We start from the raw sequence: 19,075 nt of genomic DNA on the forward strand, positions 1-19,075 counted from the left end.
CCTTGTTGACAAGTATTCAGCACGCTGATTGATGGCCATAAAAAAGGCGACCGTGCGGTCGCCTTTTGTCCAGCGGTACAGCAGACCCGTTACCGTACGCCCTCGGCGCGCAGAGCCGATGGTGTGTAATCGGCGGCCTTGGCTTCGAAGCCGAATTCGAAGCTGTGCTTCTCTTCGTTCTTCATGCCCAACGCAATGTAGCGGCCGGCGATGATGTCGTAGAGCGCTTCCAGCGTGTATGCCTGGGCCTGATGATCGTAGTAGTACTGCGCGTGACCTTCGGCGACGCGCCACAGTTGCCCGCGACCGTCGTAGTGATCGGCCAGTGCCACTTGCCAGCTGTCCTCGTCGATGTACATGTGGCGCTTGGCGTAGATGTGCCGCTCGTTCGGTTTCACCGTGCCGATCACTTCCCAGACGCGGTGCAGTTCGTAACGGGTCAGGTCCTGATTGATGTGCCCGGCCTTGACGATGTCGTCGTACTTGAGCTTCGGCGAGTCGAGCTTGTAGCTGTTGTAGGGAATGTACATTTCCTTCTTGCCGACCAGTTTCCAGTCATAGCGATCCGGCGCGCCGGAGAACATGTCGAAGTTGTCGGAAGTCCTCAGGCCATCGGCCGCTGTACCCGGGCCGTCATAGGCCACTTGGGGTGCGCGCCGGACCCGGCGTTGACCGGCGTTATAGATCCACGCCAGACGCGGTTCCTTCACCTGATCGAGGGTTTCGTGCACCAGCAGCACGTTACCGGCCAGCCGCGCCGGGGCGGTCACCGATTGCTTGAAGAAGGTCAGCACGTTGGCGGCTTTTTCCGGGTCGATGTCTTTCATCAGTTGCGGCACGGCGATCTCTTCTTCGAAGCGGATCGGCGTGTAGCTGCCGTTGGTCTGCGGCGTGACCTGGGTAATGATCCGCCGCAGATTGCCACCGTGATAACGGGTGATGTGGTTCCACAGCACCTCGACGCCGTTCTTCGGAATCGGGAAAGCGTAGTAGCGATTGCCGGTGAAATTAGCCAAGCCGTTGCCGTCGTTGATCGCGTTGACGTTCAGCGCGCTGCGCTTGGCCGACTCATAGATTTCCGCTGGTGCCCCCACGGTGCGGTGGGTCGGGTAGACCGGGATCTTGTAGGTTTCCGGGTAGCGTTTGAACATCGCCACCTGGCCATCGGAGAGCTTGCTTTTGTACTGCTCGACGTTCGCGGCGGTGATGGTGAACAACGGTTTTTCGTTGGCAAACGGGTCGGCGAGGAAGCCCTTGCTGTCCACCGCACCGGCGTTTTTCGGGATGCCGCCGGTCCAGGCCGGAATCGAACCGTCCGCATTGCCGGCCTTCTCGGCGCCGAGCGGGGTCAGGCTGGTGCCGAGTTTGTTCGCCTCATCCGGCGACACCGCCGCCATCACGTTGGCCGCCAGCAGACTCAAGGCCAGCACGCCACATTGCAGAATCGTTTTGCGCATTGCAGTCATCCTTCTCGGGCAGATCAGAAGTTCACGCCGAAGCTCAGGGCCACGAAGTCACGGTCTTCGAGGACGTTGTAGTCGCCACCGAAAAAGTCGGTGTAACTCAGGCTTGCGGTGTAGGTGTTGCGGTAGTCGGCATCGACGCCGAAGCTGATGGCTTTCGCACCTTCGTTGAACAGACCGTTGGGGCCGTAACCGGCGACGTCATGGGACCACGACAGGTTGGGCTTGAGGTTGATCCCGCCGATGACGTTGGCGTAATCGAGAATCGCCCGGGCGCGATAGCCCCACGAAGTCGAGGTGACGAAGCCGTCGGTATCGCCGCCGAAACCATACTGGCCGTACACCGAATCACGGCCGTAACGCAGCTCACTGCGGGACTCCAGACCACCGACATGCACCACCGCCGCTTCACCGACTACGGTCAGGCGTTCGGCGCCGAGCACCTGATCGAAGAAGTGTGTGAGGGTGCTCTGGATTTGCGTGACTTCCTTGCGCCGGTAGCCTTTGTTGTCCGCACCCGGCGAAGTAGCGAGTGGCGATGCGGTGCCGCCGGCAATCGGGTTGACCAGTGCCAGGGTCAGGTCGTTGGTGTTGACCTGCACCGGCGCGTTCGGCCGGTAGCTGACCTCGCCGGTCCACGCGGTGCCGGTGGGCAGCGTGGTGGAAAAACTGGCGCCGTACAGGCGAATGTCTTCCGGGTATTCGAGGTAATACTGACCGCGCCCGAGCATCACGCTTTGCGCCAGCCCCGCACCGCTGCCAGGCGCGAGGCCGTTGGCAATGCCGACCATGCCTGGCAATGCCGCCAGTGTCGACAGCCCCGCCGTGGTGGTGCCGACCGTCGGCGTACGGCTGTGGTAGTTCATGAAGTAGAGGCCGTACTCGGTGTCTTCGCCGAGCCAGCGCAGCGCCGTGCCCCACTGCCCGGAATCGCGCGCATCGCGATCGCCGCCACGGGGAATCACCACGCCCTCGCGGGTGACCTGAATGCCTTGGCCGAACGCGGTGGTCAGCGGCACCAGTGGCGCCACCGCCGGACTGCCGACGGTGTAGCCGTTGTTGCAACCGTCCGCCGCGACGTCGACGCCAAAGAACGTGCCGCAGTTGTCGAGAACGGTCTGGTCCCACTCCAGTTGGTAGAAGCCTTCGACCGAAAGTTTGTCGGTCAGACTCTGCGAACCAAACAGCATGTTCACCGGAATCAGGCCTTCCTTGATCTCCGCACCAGGACGGCGGAATGCCGAGACGTCGACCGGGTTGATGCTGTTGATCGAGTTGCCGATGAAGGTACTTTCGCCCCAGCTCACCACCTGCTTGCCGGCCCGCACGGTGCCGGGCAAATCAGCGATGGCGTAGTTGTGATAGACGAAGGCATCGAGGATCTGCGCGCCGGAAGACTTGGCGCCTTCCTTGCGGCCGCTGTCGCTGATCTGTTTGAACTCGCGGTCTTCGTCCTTGAGTTCGAAGTCGTACCAGTATTTGCCCCGCACGAACACGCCGGTATCGCCGTACTTCAGTTCGAGGTCGTGGATACCCTTGAAGATTTTCGAGAAGGTTTCGCCCTTCTTGAAATTCAGGCGCCCGTCATCACCGGTGGACGATTGTCCGCTGCCGCCATTGACCGTGCCGACCAGCGAACTGTCGGCATCGCGCAGGCCCCAGCTCGCGCCGACCGAAAGTGACGAGTCGAAGGTGCCTTCGATTTCGCCGATGTTGAAGGCGACCGCGTGCGCCTGGGCGCCGCAACCCAGAGCCACCGCAGCGGCAAGCGCCTGCGGTGTGAAGATGGCGCGCATTGTTGTTTTTGTCATGCGTCTTCCCCGGTGAGTGACAGAAGGCCCCACCCTACTGCCGGTCGCTGCGGTCGATAAGCGCACCAAGGAGGTATTTGCGTTGTCGCTCGAAAGGATGAATGGCCTTGTAGCGCGGGGCCTTGAGCGGTTCATGGGCTGGCTGGATGGCGCATCATCAGCGCCATTCATGGGCACCCCACTGTTGCGCGCCCCGTAACAGTGCATGTCTGGAATCGGTATTTTTCCTACAGGCTTGAGACCTTATTCTGAGCGCGCTTTCCCGGCACACGCCGCAAAGCGCGAAGCCCGCTACGCTGAATCGCGAGCGACTGGCTACAGATTCTGGATAAATCGATGTTTTCGGTTTACCGCCCCGCTGTTCACTGACGTTGATTTGTAGCTCCTTGATCCAACGTCTTACCTTGGCCGCTGCGTTTGCAGCGGCCTTTTTTATGGGCGTTTAAAAAGGCTGGATAGCGGTTCGGTAACGCTTCCGATCAGCGCGTCAGACATTTCTTCGAAGCTCGGATGAATACCCTCTGCATCGATAAAAACCCGTGAAAACCCTTTCGACATAACGCCCTGTTACTGACGGGCTTCTCGGATTTGATTACCGCCACTCTGAGGTAACTTGAAACACCTCAACCATTCGCTGGTGACACGGACGTCATCGCCACCCGTGCGCACTTTTCGAGCGAGTGAAAACGCACATTCAAAAGGACATGAATATGCCAAAGCCTCCACCGTTAGAACTGGATGCATTACACATTCAATCCTTATGCGGGGCGACCGAAGAGGGGAAGCACAGTGGGCGTAGTTTCAACCCTGACGAGCTTCTCTACACGCCCGAAGCACTGGCTGCAGCAATGGAGCAGGAAGAACGTGATTACCAGAAATTGCTGAAGGAGATGTGGTAATGAGCACCGTTGAGATGATTGTTAAAAATGAACCTCTGGATGACATAGTCACGGTGTTCGCGTTACTTCAGGCAACGCCACATCTGGACATGATGATCAGACGCCACAATCGAGACCTGATCGACGAGTATGGGACCCTGGAAGCATCGTACGCTCGGCTCTTCGCTGCCGGGATTTTACTGGAGGGAGAAAAGGGCCTAGCTATCAAGGGACCTAACTGGAAGCCGCCCAAGTTCATGACAGAAAAAAGATACATTTGAAAACTGGAGCCACCCGCCGCGAGGGTTGGTGGCTCCGTTAATTTCAAATCGAATACTTCTGCAAATTCGCCATCATTTCCTTCAACGCTTCAATATTGTCCTTCGGGTGCGCCGCCCCTTCGAAATCACAAATCTGCTGCCAGTGCGCCGCGACGTCTTCCGGCGAGAACCCCTCGCGCGGATCGAAGCCGGCACCGAGGCTGCGTTCCCAGCGCACCTTGCCCATCCAGCCGCCGCCGACTTCGAACAGGCCGGACGTTTCCTCGCATTGCTCGCTGGCCAGATACACCACCAGCGGGCTGACCAGTTCCGGCTTCAATTGCTCGAATACTTGCGGCGGGATCAGGCCCTCGGTCATGCGCGTGCCGCCGGTCGGGGCGATGGCGTTGACCAGAATGTTGTTCTTGCGCCCTTCGATCGCCAGCGTTCGGGTCAACCCGTAAAGCCCGAGTTTGGCCATGCCGTAGTTGGACTGACCGAAATTACCGTAAATGCCAGAAGTCGACGCAGTGAAAATCACGCGACCGTAGTTTTGCTCGCGCAGATGCGGCCAGGCGGCACGGGTAACCTTGTAGGCGCCTTCGACGTGGACGCGATAGACCAGATCCCAGTCGGCGTCGTCCATCTTGTGAAATGACTTGTCGCGCAGGATCCCGGCGTTGTTCACCACGACGTCGACGCGGCCGAAGGCATCGAGGGCGTTCTGTACCAGTTTGTCGCCGTCAGTCACCGAGTCGTGGTTGGCTTCGGCAATACCGCCGGCCTCACGGATTTCCGCCACTACGCGGTCGGCAGCCGAAGCATTGGCGCCCTCGCCCTGCGTCGAGCCACCGAGATCGTTGACCAGCACTTTGGCGCCGTGCCTGGCGAACAGCAGCGCATGGGCACGCCCGAGGCCGCCACCGGCGCCGGTGACAATCACGACTTTATCTTCGAAACGCACAGGTTCATTCATCGCGGCAACTCCAGCAGGCCAAGGGATATTGCCCCGAGTGTCAGGCACGGCGCTTTGGGTCACAACGAACACGGCTGCGGCTGAATGGTGCGCGATAAGGCTGAGGGATGATCGAGTGTCAGGACGCCGAGAGCCCGTGCTCTCGGCGAGAATCAGGAGTAAGCCACTTTGCGCGGAGGCAATACCAGACGATCGCGAAACGCCAGATAGTGCTTGAGCACCAGCGCCGGCACCTCGGTTTGCGGATAGTGGCCGATGCCGGGTAAGAGCACGGTGTCTGCATCAGGGATCAGTTCGCGATATCGCTCGACCATGTGCACGCCGGAGATCGGATCGACTGCACCGTCAATGACCCGCAAAGGGATATCACCACGCTGCATGGCCGCCACCCAGCGCTCGCGCTGCACCCGGCGCTCAGGAATGTAAGTGATCAATTTGTGCATGATGCGCGGGCCATGGTTGCTGTCGACCAGGCTCCAGTAATCATCCAGTTCGCTTTCAGTGGGCTGGGTCTGCGGGCCGAAGATCTGCCGGAAACCTTTGACCAACGCCTCACGGCTGAAGGCGCGGCCAAGCAGCCAGCCAATCGGGCTGAGCAGCAGTTTCTGCATCAGCAACGGACGATGGGTTTCCGGAAATAGACCGCCATTAAGGAATACGCAACTGGCAACTTCGATGCGTTTTTCGTAATGCCGCGCGAGCAGTTCCTGAGCGACGCTGTCGCCGTAGTCGTGAGCGAGGATGTGCACGGCTTGTTCAACCTGCAGATGGGCGAGCAGTGCCTGTTGCAGATCGGCCTGTTCCAGCAGGCTATAGGTGTGATTGCGCGGTTTTGCCGAATCGCCGAAACCGAGCATGTCGCAGGCGATCACCTGATAACGCTGCGCCAGTGGCTGCCACAGGTAATGCCAATCCCAACTGGCGGTGGGAAAACCGTGAATCAGCAACAGCGGTTCACCCTGCCCGACTGTCCAGTAGCGGATCGACTGGCCACGAAAGACAAAAGTCCGGCTGCGCTTGCGCCAGACACTCAGAGGAATCTCGGCGAGCGGCATTAGAATTTATACCCCGGATCCTGCAGGTCGAGTTTGCGCAGCAGCGCCGGCCACGCCAGCGCGCCGCCCATGCCTTGAGCGCTCTTGGTGACGCCGGCAATCATTGCCTTGGCGCCGGCGAGAATCTGCGGTTCGATGGCGATCAGTTCGGCACCTCCAGTCTGCGCCATGACCTGAATGTCGCAGGCTCGCTGGAAGGTGAACATCATCAGAAAGGTATCGGCAATGGTGCCACCACAGGTGAGCAGACCGTGGTTGTGCAGCATGAGGAAACTGTTGTCGCCGAGGTCGGCTTGCAGGCGCGCCTTTTCTTCATGGTTCAGGGCCACGCCCTCGTAGGCGTGATAGGCCAGGCTCGACAACACAAACAGTGACTGTTGACTGATCGGCAGCACCCCCTGCCTTTGCGCCGACACTGCAACGCCTGACGCAGTGTGCGTATGCAGCACGCAAACCACATCGTGGCGCACTTCGTGGACGGCGCTGTGAATGGTGTTACCGGCGGGGTTGATTTCGTACGGGCTGTCCATGAGTTTGTTGCCGGCCTGATCGACTTTCACCAGGCTCGAAGCAGTGATCTCGTGGAACATCAGGCCAAACGGATTGATCAGGAAATCTTCGGTGCCGGGCACCTTGGCCGAGATATGCGTGAAGATCAGATCGTCCCAGCCGTGCAGCGCGACCAAGCGATAACAGGCGGCAAGATCGACACGGGTCTGCCACTCGGCAGCGCTGACCTGATCTTTGACGTTCGGTGACGATTGGACGGGGGCTACGCTCACTGTATGCACCTCTGCGTTCTTCTTGTTCTGCTCGTGTCAGCAGTCTAGTCAGGCGCAGGGCATCGCGTAGTTGCATTGGCAGCCAGCTTGATGACTGAACGAGTCAGCCGGGCAAACAGCCTGGATCCGTTGCAATGCAACAACGCTTAGAAGGTGCAGCAATTATTGCTCGCAATCAGCCCTTGAGCGCTTCAATCAATTGCGCCAGCCACGGCTCGGCATCGGTTTCCGGCGTGACGCTTTCGCTGGCGTCGATGCGCAGCATTTCCTGAACCTCGTTTACCCCCAGTTCGGCAAACAGTTCGCGCATCTGCTCGCCACCGCCGCAGAAGGTGTCGCCATAGCTGGCATCACCGAGGGCGATCACCGCGCCGGGCAGGCCGCGCAACGAAGCCGGCAACTGATCGTGCAGGGTCGAATACAACGGTTGCAGGTTGTCTGGCAACTCGCCCATGCCAGTGGTCGAAGTCACAGCGAGAAGGGCCTCGGGACCGAACGCCTGAATATCGGCCAACGCGGCGCGCGAGTTGTAGAAGGTTTCAAAGCCGGCGGCTTTCAGCAGGTTCTGGGCGTGGAGGGCGACTTCTTCGGCGGTGCCGTAGACCGAACCTGAGAGGATGGCGACTTTCATCAATCTGATCCTGGAACTGAAAAAAGAGCCGCGATAGTAACAGCCCATGCCGCGAAGTTGCGATTGGCTCTCAATGCAAGCTGCTGGCCTATAGACAGTCCGCGGCTTTCTTCTAGAATGCCTGCCACTGACATAACGGAAGGGATTCTCGGATGATCAACGCCAGCCTGCTGCAAATGGTGATTAATGCGTCGAATGACGGAATCGTGGTCGCTGAAAAGGAAGGCGAGCAGGACAACATCCTTATTTACGTCAACCCTGCCTTCGAGCGCATGACCGGTTATAGCAGTGAGGAAATCCTCTACCAGGACTGTCGTTTTTTGCAGGCTGGAGACCGTGATCAACCAAGTCTGCAGCTTATTCGCGAGACATTGCGTGAAGGCGGTTCCTGCCGGGAGATCCTGCGCAACTATCGCAAGGATGGCACGCCGTTCTGGAACGAATTGTCATTGTCGACGATAAAAAATGCCGATGACGGGCAGACTTATTTCATCGGCGTGCAAAAAGATGTAACGCTTCAGGTCAAGGCGCAGCAGCGGGTTGCGCAGCTGGAAGCACAAGTGGCGGCGCTGCAAAGCGAGCTAGCGGCGTTGAAAGCGACGAACGGCGCAAACAAAACCGCGAACTGATGGTCATTAACTACAATCACCAATGACTTTGTAACTATTCACTTCGAGTTAGCCATGCAACGCGACGCCCTCCTCACCCAGGACGAGCTGGATTTCATCCAGACCATGCAGCACAACCCGCAACTTAACGTGCGGGATGCAACGTCGAGTCTGCTGGTTAATGGTGGTTCGCAGATCCGTGACCTGCTGACACGTCTGGCTGCTCACGAGCAGGTGACGATCCAGGCCAACTTCGAAAATCAACAGATGACTTTTCCGCTGCATCTGGTGGAAGACGAGTTCCACGCGCTGCATCTGCGTCTCGGTGTGCCGAGCATCTACGAAGACGGCCCGATGGTGCGCCCATGGCGCCTGGTACTGGAAGAGCCGGTGGCGCTGGAAAACGCCAAAGGCCAGCCCGGCACGCTGTGGGTACACGAGGTATCGCACAAAGGTGTGTTGCTGGAAGTGCGCAACAAGACCAAACCACCGAAACATTTCGCCCTGTGGTTCAGCCCTTCCGGTTATGAGCGCATTTCGTTGCGCGGCCATTTCGAGCGTGAGACCGAGCAAGGTTTCTTCGCCTACGAACTGAGCCAGACCGATGCCGACGAAACCGAGCGCTTGCGCCAGTTCATCCTGCAACAGCATCGCCTGACCCACCCCGCCCTTCACGCCTGAGTTTCAGGTATCCAGTTTGCCTGCCATGAATTGCTTCATGCGTTGACGCATTGTCGCGCCCTCATTTCCCAGGCATGCCACCGATGAACCGGCCAGGCTGTCTTCGGCCAGTTCCGAGGCATCGCCAGCCAGCATCAATTGGCAATCCAGACTCAGTGCCAGACGATTCAGGCGCCGGGGCAGCTCCGGACCGGGGGCATGGTTTGAAAACAGCACAAGCGCGTCAGGCTTGACCTTTTCGCAGACCAGCGTCAATTCATCGAAAGGCTGGCCCGTAGTCAGCACCCGCACGCCAGAATCGTTGCCACTGAGAAACAGCGCCGCGACCAGCAACTCAAGCTCTCTGCATTGCCCCGCAAGCGCACTGACGACCACCCGGCGCGGTTGAGCCCCCCGCAGCATGACGATGCGCTGCAGCACGCGCGCCCTGAGAAATCCGTCGAGAAACAACCATTCGCTGGTTTGCCCGAAAGCGTCCTGGCGCTGCAGCAATTGCCGCCACAACGGCATGATGATGGCTTCGAACACCACTGGCAGCGTGTACGACGAGAAAATCTGTCCGTAGACGCGATCCAGCTGCTGATCGTCGAACTCACTGACCGCCTGCTGAACCTGCTCCTGCCATTGCTTGTAATCGGCCTGCACATGATCATCGGGGATAAAGTTTGCCAGCACCTTCAGAGGCTCTGTTTTCGCCAGGATCTTGCCGACTTTGCTCACGGCCACGCCGCGATCGATCCAGTCGACGATGCTGCGAACACGCTCGATATCGTTCATGGAATACAAACGATGCCCGCTTTCGGTGCGGGTCGGCTGGATCAATCCGTAGCGACGCTCCCAGGCCCGCAGGGTCACCGGATTGACGCCGGTGAGGCGCGCCACTTCGCGGATGGGGAACAGCTCTTCGCGTTCGAGCGTGCCGGGTGCTGTTGAGGCCGGGCGAGTATCCGTGATTACAGGCATCTGGCGGTCAACTTCCATGTCGGTTTATTGGATCCCATTTTAAACATGATGGACTGGAAACCTTCAAGTAGTGATCTGCGACGAATATGGCTGGTTTAATCGACAAAATCAGGAATAATCCTTGCTTGTTGTAAAGCGCAGGCCTCTACCCCGGCCTGCGTCAGGCGAAGTTCCTACCCGGAACGACGCGCTCGAAATACGGAGATACAAAATGTCTACTTCCCCCGTTACGTTGATGGTAGCGCGTCGCGTCGCTGATGGCCGCTATCACGATCTCATTGCATGGTTGCGCGAAGGCGAACAACTGGCCACCGACTTCCCCGGCTACCTGGGTTCCGGCGTCCTTGCGCCACCGCCCGGTGACAACGAATTCCAGATCATCTTTCGCTTTGTCGATGAGCAGACCCTGCATGCTTGGGAATACTCGGCGTCGCGTACCGCCTGGCTTAACCGCGGCAGCGATTTGTTCCAACATCCCAAAGAGCACCGGGTCAGCGGCATTGAAGGCTGGTTTGGTGCTGCCGGGCAACGCCCACCGCGCTGGAAACAGGCCGTGGCGATCTGGCTTGCGTTTTTCCCGGTGTCGCTGATTTTCAACTTTATCCTCGGCCCACTGCTGGCTGAGTTGAGCCTGTTGCCGCGGATATTGATCGGCACGGCGTGCCTGACGCCGCTGATGGTGTATTTCTTCATCCCGTTGTCGACGCGCCTGCTGGCGAACTGGTTGAACAGCACGCCGACGCGGCCATTGGCTGGCGCACCGTCGGCGCAGAATCTCTGATCTGCAGCGGGCGGCGAGCCTGTTATAGTTTTCGCTTCAACCGCGATGCGAGCCGCCCATGCCAGATTCCGCAGCCCCGATCCTCATCACCGGCGCCGGCCAGCGTGTCGGCTTGCACTGCGCGCAGCGCTTGATCGAGGACGGCCACCCGCTGATTTTCACTTACCGCACCGAGCGACCGGGCGTGCAGGCCCTTCGCGATCTTGGCGCGACAGCGTTGTTCGCGGACTTTTCCAGTGAGGCAGGAATACTGGCCTTCATTGATTCATTGAAAGCGCACACCGACAGTTTGCGCGCGATTGTGCACAACGCCTCCGAATGGCTGGCGGAAACCCAGGGCAGCGAAGCACAAGCCTTTAATCGCATGTTCAACATTCACATGCTCGCGCCTTATCTGATCAACCTGCACTGCGCCGAGTTGCTGCAGCGCTCGACGCCTGCCGACATCATCCACATCAGCGACGATGTCACCCGCAAAGGCAGCAGCAAGCACATCGGTTATTGCGCCAGCAAGGCCGGGCTCGACAGTCTGACCCTGTCGTTTGCCGCGCGCTTTGCGCCGGCCATCAAGGTCAACGGCATCGCCCCGGCGCTGTTATTGTTCAACCCCGACGATGACGCGGCGTACCGCACCAAGGCGCTGGCCAAGTCCGCGCTGGGTATCGAGCCCGGCAGCGAGGTGATCTATCAGAGCCTGCGCTATCTGCTCGACAATCCCTATGTCACCGGCACGACCCTCACCGTCAACGGTGGACGGCACGTCAAATAGGCCGTCCCGCTTCGGCCGCGAGTCGAGTAAGATCCACCAGAACGCCTGCAATAGACTGGACGGAGCAAATCAATGCCACAACTTCAACCGGGGATGGCGCGCATCCGGGTCAAGGATCTGCGCCTGCGCACCTTTATCGGCATCAACGAGGACGAAATCCTCAACAAGCAGGATGTGCTGATCAACCTGACCATTCTGTACGCGGCGCAGGAGGCGGTGCGTGACAACGACATCGACCACGCGCTGAATTACCGCACCATCACCAAAGCGATCATCGCCCACGTCGAAGGTAACCGCTTCGCCCTGCTCGAACGCCTGACCCAGGAATTGCTCGACCTGGTGATGACCAATGCATCGGTGCTGTACGCCGAAGTCGAAGTCGACAAACCGCACGCGCTGCGCTTCGCCGAGTCGGTATCGATTACGCTCGCGGCGAGTCGCTAGCTTCAAGCCTCAAGCCGCAAGCTGTAAACTTTGCTCACAGACACCCATCTTGCAGCTTGAAGCTTGCCGCTCAAAGCTGTCTCGAAGAGACCCCCATGACTGATCAACAACGCCTGGAACTCGAAGCCGCCGCCTTTCGCCGACTGGTCGCTCACCTCGACAGCCGCAAGGACGTGCAGAACATCGACTTGATGAACCTTGCCGGGTTCTGCCGCAACTGCCTGTCGAAGTGGTACAAGGCCGAAGCCGATCAACGCCAGATCGAGGTCAGCCTCGATGACGCCCGCGAAGTGGTGTACGGCATGCCCTACGCCGAGTGGAAAGCCCAATACCAGCAAGAAGCCAGCGCCGCGCAGCAAGCAGCGTTTGCCAAAGGAAAACCCAATGACTGATCTGAACACCCTGCGCGCCAGGCTCAAGAGTGGCGAGCATGTTTTCGCCGACACCCTGGCGTTCATCGCCGCCGGTTACGACTACCAGCCGCAAGCATTCAACAACGGCGGCGTGGAAAACGCTGCCGGGCAGAACGAAGGTTCGTGCAAGACACTGGGCCTGGCATTGCTTGAGGGTCTGAGTGATGAAGAAGCGCTGCTGGCGTTCGGCGAGCATTACCGTTCGGTGCTGGCGACGCCTGAGGGCAGCGATCACAGCAATATCCGCGCGTTGATCAAGCACGGCCTGGCCGGGGTTGAATTCACCGCACAACCCCTGACCCGTCGCTAACAACGGGATTCGGATCGTTCCCACGCTCCGCGTGGGAATGCCTCATTGGACGCTCTGCGTCCGCTTTGGGACGCAGAGCGTCTCGGGCTGCATTCCCACGCAGAGCGTGGGAACGATCGAATTGCGTTGGAGCAGGAAGAGCGTGCACAAAAAAACCGGCCAATCTCTGGCCGGTTTTTTTTGTGCCCTGCGGACTTAGAACGTGGCGTTCTGCAGGCCGTCCAGGTAGCGCTCGGTGTCCAGTGCCGCCATGCAGCCGGCGCCGGCCGAGGTGATGGCCTGACGGTAAACGTGGTCAGCCACGTCACCGGCAGCGAAGATGCCTTCGACGCTGGTGGCAGTCGCATTGCCTTCACGGCCGCCCTGCACAACCAGATAACCGTCTTTCAGCGTCAACTGGCCTTCGAACAGCGAAGTGTTCGGAGTGTGGCCGATGGCGATGAACACGCCGTCGACTTTGATTTCGTCGAAGCTGCCATCGTTATTGCGCAGACGCGCACCGGTGACGCCCATGTTGTCGCCGAGGACTTCGTCCAGGTTGGCGTTCAACTTGAGGATAATCTTGCCTTCAGCCACACGGGCGTTGAGCTTGTCGATCAGGATCTTCTCGGCGCGGAAGGTTTCGCGACGGTGAATCAGAGTCACGGTGCTGGCGATGTTGGCCAGGTACAGCGCTTCTTCGACAGCGGTGTTGCCACCGCCAACCACAGCGACCGGCTTGTTGCGGTAGAAGAAACCGTCGCAGGTCGCGCAGGCCGACACGCCTTTGCCCATGAACGCTTCTTCCGACGGTAGGCCCAGGTAGCGGGCGCTGGCACCGGTGGCGATGATCAGTGCATCGCAGGTATAGACGGCGCTGTCGCCGGTCAGGGTGTATGGCTTGGCAGCGAAGTCCACGGCGTTGATGTGATCGAATACGATCTCGGTCTCGAAACGCTCGGCGTGCTCGCGCATGCGCTCCATCAGCACCGGGCCGGTCAGACCATGAACATCACCCGGCCAGTTGTCGACTTCGGTGGTGGTAGTCAGTTGACCGCCGGCCTGCATGCCGGTGATCAGCAGTGGCTTGAGGTTGGCGCGGGCCGCGTAGACCGCAGCGCTGTAGCCGGCGGGGCCGGAACCGAGAATGATCACTCGCGAATGACGGACTTCAGACATGAATCTGCTCCTGTTGGCCGGCCATGAAAAATCTGGCGCGGACGCCGGACGGCCGGCGGAATAAAAAAGGACCGTGGACACCTTGGGGAAGGCTTGAACTCGACAGTCCTGTAAAAAGTTGGGTGCAGCGTATCGAGGGGGGCAAGATTAAGGAAATACGGTTTAACAATCCAGCTCATAGGTGGTCTCTATGCCGAGACGCTGACGAGATAGACCTCTTTGTTACAGTGAATGTCGATTGCTCTGCCGCGCTTTCGCCGCTAGGGCAAAGCCGGTAACGTCGGCGCGTTTTCCCTTGCTTCGGAGCACCTTATGCCCGCCCCTGTTCTGTCCGGCCCGCAATACCTGCGCGAAGGCCTCAAACTGGTCCTGAGCCCTGGCCTGCGCCTGTTCGTGTTGTTGCCGCTGGCGATCAATCTGGTGCTGTTCGTCGGATTGATCTATCTGGCCGGCCACCAGTTCAGCCTGTGGGTCGACACGCTGATGCCGTCGTTGCCTGAATGGCTGAGTTTCCTCAGCTATATCCTCTGGCCATTGTTCGTGGTCCTAGTGGCCTTGATGGTGTTTTTCACCTTCACCATGCTCGCCAACATCATTGCCGCACCGTTCAACGGCTTCCTTGCGGAAAAAGTCGAAGTGGTGGTGCGCGGCACTGATGATTTCCCGGCGTTCAGCTGGGGCGAACTGATCGCGATGATCCCGCGCACCCTCACCCGGGAAATGCGCAAGCTCGGCTACTTCCTGCCGCGCGCCATCGGCCTGTTCATCCTGTCGTTCATCCCGGTGGTAAATATCGTCGCCGCGCCGTTATGGCTGCTATTCGGCGTGTGGATGATGGCCATCCAGTACATCGACTACCCGGCGGACAACCACAAACTCGGCTGGAACGAGATGCTGGCCTGGCTGCGGCAAAAGCGCTGGCAGAGCATGAGCTTTGGCGGGATCGTCTATCTGGTGCTGCTGATTCCGGTGGTCAACATCCTGATGATGCCGGCGGCGGTAGCCGGGGCGACGTTGTTCTGGGTGCGCGAGCGTGGTGCCGAAAATCTGGTGATCCAACACTGATCGCGTCACAAATCCATCATCCGACCGTAACAAGCTCGACATGGCCTCAGCCGACACTGAGGTCATGACGACAGCTCTACATATCACCCTCATCAGCGAAACCTTCCCACCGGAAATCAACGGCGTGGCCAATACCCTTGGCCGCTTGTGCGAGGGTTTGCGCACACGTGGGCATCAGGTAGAGCTCGTGCGCCCGCGCCAGGCCACCGATCCGCAACGCAGCGAAGACGATGCACTGTTGCTGTGTCGCGGATGGCCACTACCGGGCTATCCGGGACTGCAATGGGGCCAGTCGTCGATGCATAAACTGCTGCGCCGCTGGAAACGCCAGCGCCCGGATGTGCTGTACATCGCCACGGAAGGCCCGCTCGGATTGTCGGCACTGCGCGCCGCACGGCGCCTGGGGATTGCGGTGGTGAGCGGTTTTCACACCAACTTCCAGCAATACACCAGCCAGTACGGCCTCGGTCTGCTGACGCGGATGCTCACTCATTACCTGCGCTGGTTTCACAATCGTTCGGCAATGACTCTGGTGCCGAGCGTCAGTCAGCGCCTGGAACTAGAGCGGCGGCATTTCGAGCGGCTGGCGTTGTTGTCGCGGGGTGTGGACAGCCAGTTGTTTCATCCGAGCAAACGTCAGAGCGCGTTGCGTGAGCAATGGGGACTCTCTGAGACGGATATCGCGGTCATCCACGTAGGAAGGCTCGCCCCGGAGAAAAATCTTGGCCTGCTCAAACGCTGCTTTGAAGGTCTGCGCGAAACTTATCCACAGCGCCATCTGAAGCTGATCGTGGTCGGAGATGGCCCGCAGCGTTCGGCGCTGGAAAAAGAACTGCCGGAGGCGATCTTCTGCGGCGCGCAACGGGGAGAAGCACTGGCGGCGCACTACGCCTCAGGAGATCTGTTCGTATTTCCCAGCCTGACCGAAACCTTCGGCAATGTGGTGCTGGAAGCCCTGGCTTCGGGACTCGGCGTTGTTGCCTATGATCAGGCAGCGGCGGCGCAGCATATTCGCCACGGCTACAACGGCGTGTCAGCCATGCCCGGCGATGAGCAGGCATTTTGCGAGGCGGCGGCATGGTTGCTGGAGGAGGATGAGCGGTTACGCTGTGTACGGCTGAATGCGCGGCAGCATGGCAGTCGCCAGGGCTGGGCGGCGATTATCGAGCAGTTCGAGGGGTATTTGCGTGGGGCTTGTGTGGGGGAGCTGGTATTGCCTGGGGCGCAGACACAACCTTAGATTCTCGGCGACATAGAAACAGCTTTCGCGAGCAGGCTCGCTCCCACCTGGGTACTGCATTCTTTCAGACGGAATGCGGTCGAAGGTGGGAGCGAGCCTGCTCGCGAATGGTTCGAACTGGCGCAGCTTAAACCAGCGACATCAACGCCTCACGACTGAACGGCAGAATGTCCTGCTCACGCCCTTCACGGACTTTCTGCGCCCAGTCCGGATCGACCAGCAGCGCGCGGCCCACTGCTACCAGGTCAAACTCTTCTTTGTTCAGACGCTCCAGCAGGTTTTCCAGACTGGCCGGTTGCGCAACTTTATCGGTGTTGACCATGAACTGCAGGAACTCGCCGTCCAAGCCGACGCTGCCCACGGTGATGGTCGGTTTGCCGGTCAGCTTGCGGGTCCAGCCAGCAAGGTTCAGATCCGAACCGTCGAACTCCGGCTCCCAGAAGCGTCGGGTCGAGCAGTGGAAAATGTCCACGCCAGCGTCGGACAGCGGCTTGAGAAACTCGCCCAGCGCTTCGGGGGTTTGTACCAGACGCGCGGTGTAATCCTGCTGCTTCCATTGCGAGAAGCGGAAGATGATCGGGAAACCCTCACCGACAGCCGCGCGCACTGCTTGAATCAATTCGATGGCAAAACGCGAACGGTTGGCCAGGCTGCCACCGTATTCGTCGCTGCGCTGGTTGCTGCCTTCCCAGAAGAACTGGTCGATCAGATAGCCGTGGGCGCCATGGATTTCCACACCGTCCATGCCGATGCTTTGCGCATCTTTGGCAGCCTGGGCAAACGCAGCGATCACGTCCTGGATGTCCTGCTTGGTCATGCCGTGAACAACGACCTGACCGTCCTTGAGTTTTTCCGACGGACCGTAGCCCGGCACGCTGGCGTCCGGCTCGGTGCCGAGGCGACGTACGCTGCCGACATGCCACAGTTGCGGGACGATCTTGCCGCCCTCGGCGTGCACGGCGTCGACGACTTTTTTCCAGCCGGCGAGCGGCGCGTCACCGAAAAATTGCGGCACGTTAGGATAGCCGTTGGACGCGATGTGGCCGACGGTGGTGCCTTCGGTGATGATCAGACCAACCCCGGCGGCCGCACGACGGCGATAGTACTCAATGACTTTGGAATTCGGCACACCGCCCGGCGAAAACGAACGGGTCATTGGCGCCATGACCACGCGGGTCGGCAGTTCGAGGGCACCGAGATGGAACGGTTTGAACAGGGCTTGAACAGGCATCGAGAGGCTCCACGAAAACGTTGGCGACAGGCATGAATCGATATGACGGCGATAATATCCGCCACGTCCTTTGCGTGACAGCACTATTGATCTGAATGATTAAGGGTCAAAAGGCAGGCAAAAAAAATCGCAGCTCAATGCTGCGATTTTCTGATTCAGGCTAAGGCTTTTTCGATCGCGGCAATCACTGTCGGATCATCCGGCGCCGTGCGCGGCGAGAACCGCGCCAGTACCCGGCCATCCTTGCCGAGCAGAAACTTTTCGAAGTTCCAGGTGATGTCACCGGGAAATTCGGCGCCCTCGCCCGCCAGCAGGCGATACAACTGATGCCGCTCGTGGCCGTTGACTTCGAGCTTGCTCGACAACGGAAAGGTCACGCCATAGTTGAGGCTGCAGAACTCCTGGATCTCTTTCTCCGAGCCTGGCTCCTGACCGGCAAACTGGTTGCACGGCAGGCCCAGCACAGCAAAGCCTTTATCTTTGTATTGCTGGTAGAGGTTTTCCAGTGCCGCGTACTGAGGGGTCAAGCCGCATTTGGAGGCCACGTTGACCACCAGCACGACTTGGCCCTTGAACGGCGCCAGCGGTAGCTCCTGACCATCCAGGGCTGTCAACTTAAGGTCGTGAAAAGCACTCATGCCGAACTCCAGGATTCTCGTGTTCTACTCGAAACAGCCACTTGGCGAGGCCACCAAGGACAGCCGCGGACTAAAAAGGCGCCCACAGGCGCCTCTCCAGTACTCGAAGCTTAGCGCAGAAAATCAGTGGTGATGGCCACCTTCGCCATGGACGTGACCATGAGCGATTTCTTCCTGGCTGGCGTCACGAATGTCAACGATCTTCACTTCGAAGTTCAGGCGCTGACCGGCCAGAGGGTGGTTGCCATCAACGGTGACGTCGTCGCCGTCCAGATCACGGATGGTGACGATCTGCATCTGGCCGTCCGGAGCCGAAGCGTGGAACTGCATGCCGACTTCCAGCTCGTCAACGCCTTCGAACATGCTGCGGCTCAGGGTGCTGACCAGTTCAGCGGCGTATTCACCGTAAGCATCTTCCGGCTCAACGGCTACTTTCAGCTCGTCGCCGACAGCTTTGCCTTCAAGGGCTTTTTCCAGGCCCGGGATGATGTTGCCTGCGCCTTGCAGGTAAACCAGCGGAGCGCCGCCGGCGGAGCTGTCGATGACCTCACCAGCGTCGTTGGTCAGGGTATAGTCGATGGAGACAGCCTTATTGGCGGCGATCAGCATGGGGCGAGACCTTTTGCATAAGAATATAGAAAGGCCAAGTTTAGCGAAGCAATCGCGTGAAAGCGACCACAACCCGGACAAACGGGTTTCGACCATCACCGGCTTCCATCAGGACGAAGATGGCCATTGGGTGGTCGAGCTTTCCTGTGGCCACACCCAGCACCTGCGCCACCAGCCGCCGTGGCAAACCCGCGCCTGGGTCCTGGATCCGGCGCAACGTATTGAAAAAACAGGTCAACCCTTTGCCTGCGGTTGGTGTGCACAAGGCTCGGTTAGCGCTAACCTTGGCGACTGAATTTCGGTAGTCGG

General features: G+C 59.4%; 23 protein-coding genes. 12 read left to right on the forward strand and 11 right to left on the reverse strand.

The window, feature by feature from the left end:
• Nucleotides 1–89: 89 nt before the first annotated feature.
• Both ACYSTU_RS23755 and ACYSTU_RS23760 read right to left on the reverse strand, forming a co-directional pair.
• Nucleotides 90–1,457 carry a DUF1329 domain-containing protein gene (locus ACYSTU_RS23755; RefSeq protein WP_039759308.1) on the reverse strand — a complete coding sequence of 456 codons (1,368 nt, stop codon included), beginning with the start codon at nucleotides 1,455–1,457 and terminating at the stop codon, nucleotides 90–92.
• 23 nt (nucleotides 1,458–1,480) lie between these two features.
• Nucleotides 1,481–3,274, reverse strand: a complete 1,794-nt coding sequence (locus ACYSTU_RS23760; protein WP_038860649.1) for a DUF1302 domain-containing protein — start codon at nucleotides 3,272–3,274, stop codon at nucleotides 1,481–1,483.
• 710 nt (nucleotides 3,275–3,984) lie between these two features.
• On the opposite strand from ACYSTU_RS23760, the gene ACYSTU_RS23765 reads away from it, so the two are divergent.
• Entirely contained in the window at nucleotides 3,985–4,173 is a 189-nt protein-coding gene (locus ACYSTU_RS23765; protein ID WP_136491966.1) for a hypothetical protein, read from the forward strand.
• Nucleotides 4,173–4,433, forward strand: a complete 261-nt coding sequence (locus ACYSTU_RS23770; RefSeq protein ID WP_016771644.1) for a hypothetical protein — start codon at nucleotides 4,173–4,175, stop codon at nucleotides 4,431–4,433. Before ACYSTU_RS23765 ends, ACYSTU_RS23770 begins: the two co-directional genes overlap by 1 nt.
• 43 nt (nucleotides 4,434–4,476) lie before the next feature.
• On the opposite strand, the gene ACYSTU_RS23775 is transcribed toward ACYSTU_RS23770, so the two are convergent.
• The 4 genes from ACYSTU_RS23775 to ACYSTU_RS23790 all read right to left on the reverse strand — a co-directional run bounded on the left by ACYSTU_RS23775 (nucleotide 4,477) and on the right by ACYSTU_RS23790 (nucleotide 7,856).
• A complete protein-coding gene (locus ACYSTU_RS23775; protein ID WP_136491965.1) occupies nucleotides 4,477–5,388 on the reverse strand; it encodes an SDR family oxidoreductase in 912 nt (303 codons plus the stop codon).
• A gap of 152 nt (nucleotides 5,389–5,540) precedes the next feature.
• Nucleotides 5,541–6,443: an alpha/beta fold hydrolase gene (locus ACYSTU_RS23780; RefSeq protein WP_499001952.1), complete on the reverse strand. Its 903-nt coding sequence runs from the start codon at nucleotides 6,441–6,443 to the stop codon at nucleotides 5,541–5,543.
• Nucleotides 6,443–7,225, reverse strand: coding sequence for a class II aldolase/adducin family protein (locus ACYSTU_RS23785; RefSeq protein ID WP_499001955.1), 783 nt, complete (start codon nucleotides 7,223–7,225; stop codon nucleotides 6,443–6,445). Before ACYSTU_RS23785 ends, ACYSTU_RS23780 begins: the two co-directional genes overlap by 1 nt.
• A gap of 175 nt (nucleotides 7,226–7,400) precedes the next feature.
• Nucleotides 7,401–7,856, reverse strand: coding sequence for a flavodoxin (locus tag ACYSTU_RS23790; RefSeq protein ID WP_024011641.1), 456 nt, complete (start codon nucleotides 7,854–7,856; stop codon nucleotides 7,401–7,403).
• Between the two features lie 152 nt (nucleotides 7,857–8,008).
• Between ACYSTU_RS23790 and ACYSTU_RS23795 the strand changes: the two genes are divergently transcribed.
• Both ACYSTU_RS23795 and ACYSTU_RS23800 read left to right on the forward strand, forming a co-directional pair.
• Nucleotides 8,009–8,485, forward strand: a complete 477-nt coding sequence (locus ACYSTU_RS23795) for a PAS domain-containing protein (RefSeq protein ID WP_016771648.1) — start codon at nucleotides 8,009–8,011, stop codon at nucleotides 8,483–8,485.
• A 54-nt stretch (nucleotides 8,486–8,539) separates the two neighbouring features.
• Complete coding sequence (locus tag ACYSTU_RS23800; protein WP_024011639.1) at nucleotides 8,540–9,145, forward strand: hypothetical protein; 606 nt, start codon at nucleotides 8,540–8,542, stop codon at nucleotides 9,143–9,145.
• A gap of 3 nt (nucleotides 9,146–9,148) precedes the next feature.
• Here the strand turns inward: ACYSTU_RS23800 and ACYSTU_RS23805 are convergent, their stop codons facing one another.
• Nucleotides 9,149–10,108, reverse strand: a complete 960-nt coding sequence (locus ACYSTU_RS23805) for a MerR family transcriptional regulator (RefSeq protein ID WP_038861127.1) — start codon at nucleotides 10,106–10,108, stop codon at nucleotides 9,149–9,151.
• Between the two features lie 211 nt (nucleotides 10,109–10,319).
• Between ACYSTU_RS23805 and ACYSTU_RS23810 the strand changes: the two genes are divergently transcribed.
• The 5 genes from ACYSTU_RS23810 to ACYSTU_RS23830 all read left to right on the forward strand — a co-directional run bounded on the left by ACYSTU_RS23810 (nucleotide 10,320) and on the right by ACYSTU_RS23830 (nucleotide 12,825).
• Nucleotides 10,320–10,889 carry a putative antibiotic biosynthesis monooxygenase gene (locus tag ACYSTU_RS23810; protein ID WP_217879347.1) on the forward strand — a complete coding sequence of 190 codons (570 nt, stop codon included), beginning with the start codon at nucleotides 10,320–10,322 and terminating at the stop codon, nucleotides 10,887–10,889.
• Nucleotides 10,890–10,947: 58 nt separating this feature from the next.
• Complete coding sequence (folM, locus tag ACYSTU_RS23815; protein ID WP_217879346.1) at nucleotides 10,948–11,658, forward strand: dihydromonapterin reductase; 711 nt, start codon at nucleotides 10,948–10,950, stop codon at nucleotides 11,656–11,658.
• A 72-nt stretch (nucleotides 11,659–11,730) separates the two neighbouring features.
• Nucleotides 11,731–12,102 carry a dihydroneopterin triphosphate 2'-epimerase gene (gene folX, locus ACYSTU_RS23820; RefSeq protein ID WP_016771653.1) on the forward strand — a complete coding sequence of 124 codons (372 nt, stop codon included), beginning with the start codon at nucleotides 11,731–11,733 and terminating at the stop codon, nucleotides 12,100–12,102.
• A 95-nt stretch (nucleotides 12,103–12,197) separates the two neighbouring features.
• The gene (locus tag ACYSTU_RS23825; protein ID WP_016771654.1) at nucleotides 12,198–12,494 is read left to right on the forward strand and encodes a DUF1244 domain-containing protein; all 297 of its coding nucleotides are present in this window, start codon (nucleotides 12,198–12,200) and stop codon (nucleotides 12,492–12,494) included.
• Entirely contained in the window at nucleotides 12,487–12,825 is a 339-nt protein-coding gene (locus tag ACYSTU_RS23830) for a HopJ type III effector protein (RefSeq protein WP_122881963.1), read from the forward strand. Before ACYSTU_RS23825 ends, ACYSTU_RS23830 begins: the two co-directional genes overlap by 8 nt.
• Nucleotides 12,826–13,020: 195 nt before the next feature.
• Here the strand turns inward: ACYSTU_RS23830 and trxB are convergent, their stop codons facing one another.
• Nucleotides 13,021–13,983, reverse strand: coding sequence for a thioredoxin-disulfide reductase (gene trxB / locus ACYSTU_RS23835; RefSeq protein WP_016771656.1), 963 nt, complete (start codon nucleotides 13,981–13,983; stop codon nucleotides 13,021–13,023).
• Nucleotides 13,984–14,295: 312 nt separating this feature from the next.
• Here trxB and cysZ point away from each other — a divergent pair, with 312 nt between their 5' ends.
• Nucleotides 14,296–15,048, forward strand: a complete 753-nt coding sequence (gene cysZ / locus ACYSTU_RS23840) for a sulfate transporter CysZ (protein WP_130887177.1) — start codon at nucleotides 14,296–14,298, stop codon at nucleotides 15,046–15,048.
• Nucleotides 15,049–15,088: 40 nt separating this feature from the next.
• Complete coding sequence (locus ACYSTU_RS23845) at nucleotides 15,089–16,288, forward strand: glycosyltransferase family 4 protein (RefSeq protein WP_499001964.1); 1,200 nt, start codon at nucleotides 15,089–15,091, stop codon at nucleotides 16,286–16,288.
• 127 nt (nucleotides 16,289–16,415) lie between these two features.
• Here ACYSTU_RS23845 and ACYSTU_RS23850 read toward each other — a convergent pair whose 3' ends face one another.
• The 3 genes from ACYSTU_RS23850 to ACYSTU_RS23860 all read right to left on the reverse strand — a co-directional run bounded on the left by ACYSTU_RS23850 (nucleotide 16,416) and on the right by ACYSTU_RS23860 (nucleotide 18,766).
• Nucleotides 16,416–17,519: an NADH:flavin oxidoreductase gene (locus ACYSTU_RS23850; RefSeq protein WP_499001967.1), complete on the reverse strand. Its 1,104-nt coding sequence runs from the start codon at nucleotides 17,517–17,519 to the stop codon at nucleotides 16,416–16,418.
• 155 nt (nucleotides 17,520–17,674) lie between these two features.
• Nucleotides 17,675–18,157, reverse strand: a complete 483-nt coding sequence (locus tag ACYSTU_RS23855; RefSeq protein WP_016771660.1) for a glutathione peroxidase — start codon at nucleotides 18,155–18,157, stop codon at nucleotides 17,675–17,677.
• Nucleotides 18,158–18,280: 123 nt separating this feature from the next.
• Nucleotides 18,281–18,766: an FKBP-type peptidyl-prolyl cis-trans isomerase gene (locus ACYSTU_RS23860; RefSeq protein ID WP_016771661.1), complete on the reverse strand. Its 486-nt coding sequence runs from the start codon at nucleotides 18,764–18,766 to the stop codon at nucleotides 18,281–18,283.
• On the opposite strand from ACYSTU_RS23860, the gene ACYSTU_RS23865 reads away from it, so the two are divergent.
• On the forward strand, nucleotides 18,735–19,061 hold the full coding sequence (locus tag ACYSTU_RS23865; protein ID WP_073473919.1) for a DUF3565 domain-containing protein: 327 nt from the start codon (nucleotides 18,735–18,737) through the stop codon (nucleotides 19,059–19,061). The genes ACYSTU_RS23860 and ACYSTU_RS23865 overlap by 32 nt on opposite strands.
• The last annotated feature ends 14 nt before the right edge of the window (nucleotides 19,062–19,075 follow it).

The organism is Pseudomonas glycinis (genome assembly GCF_054871425.1).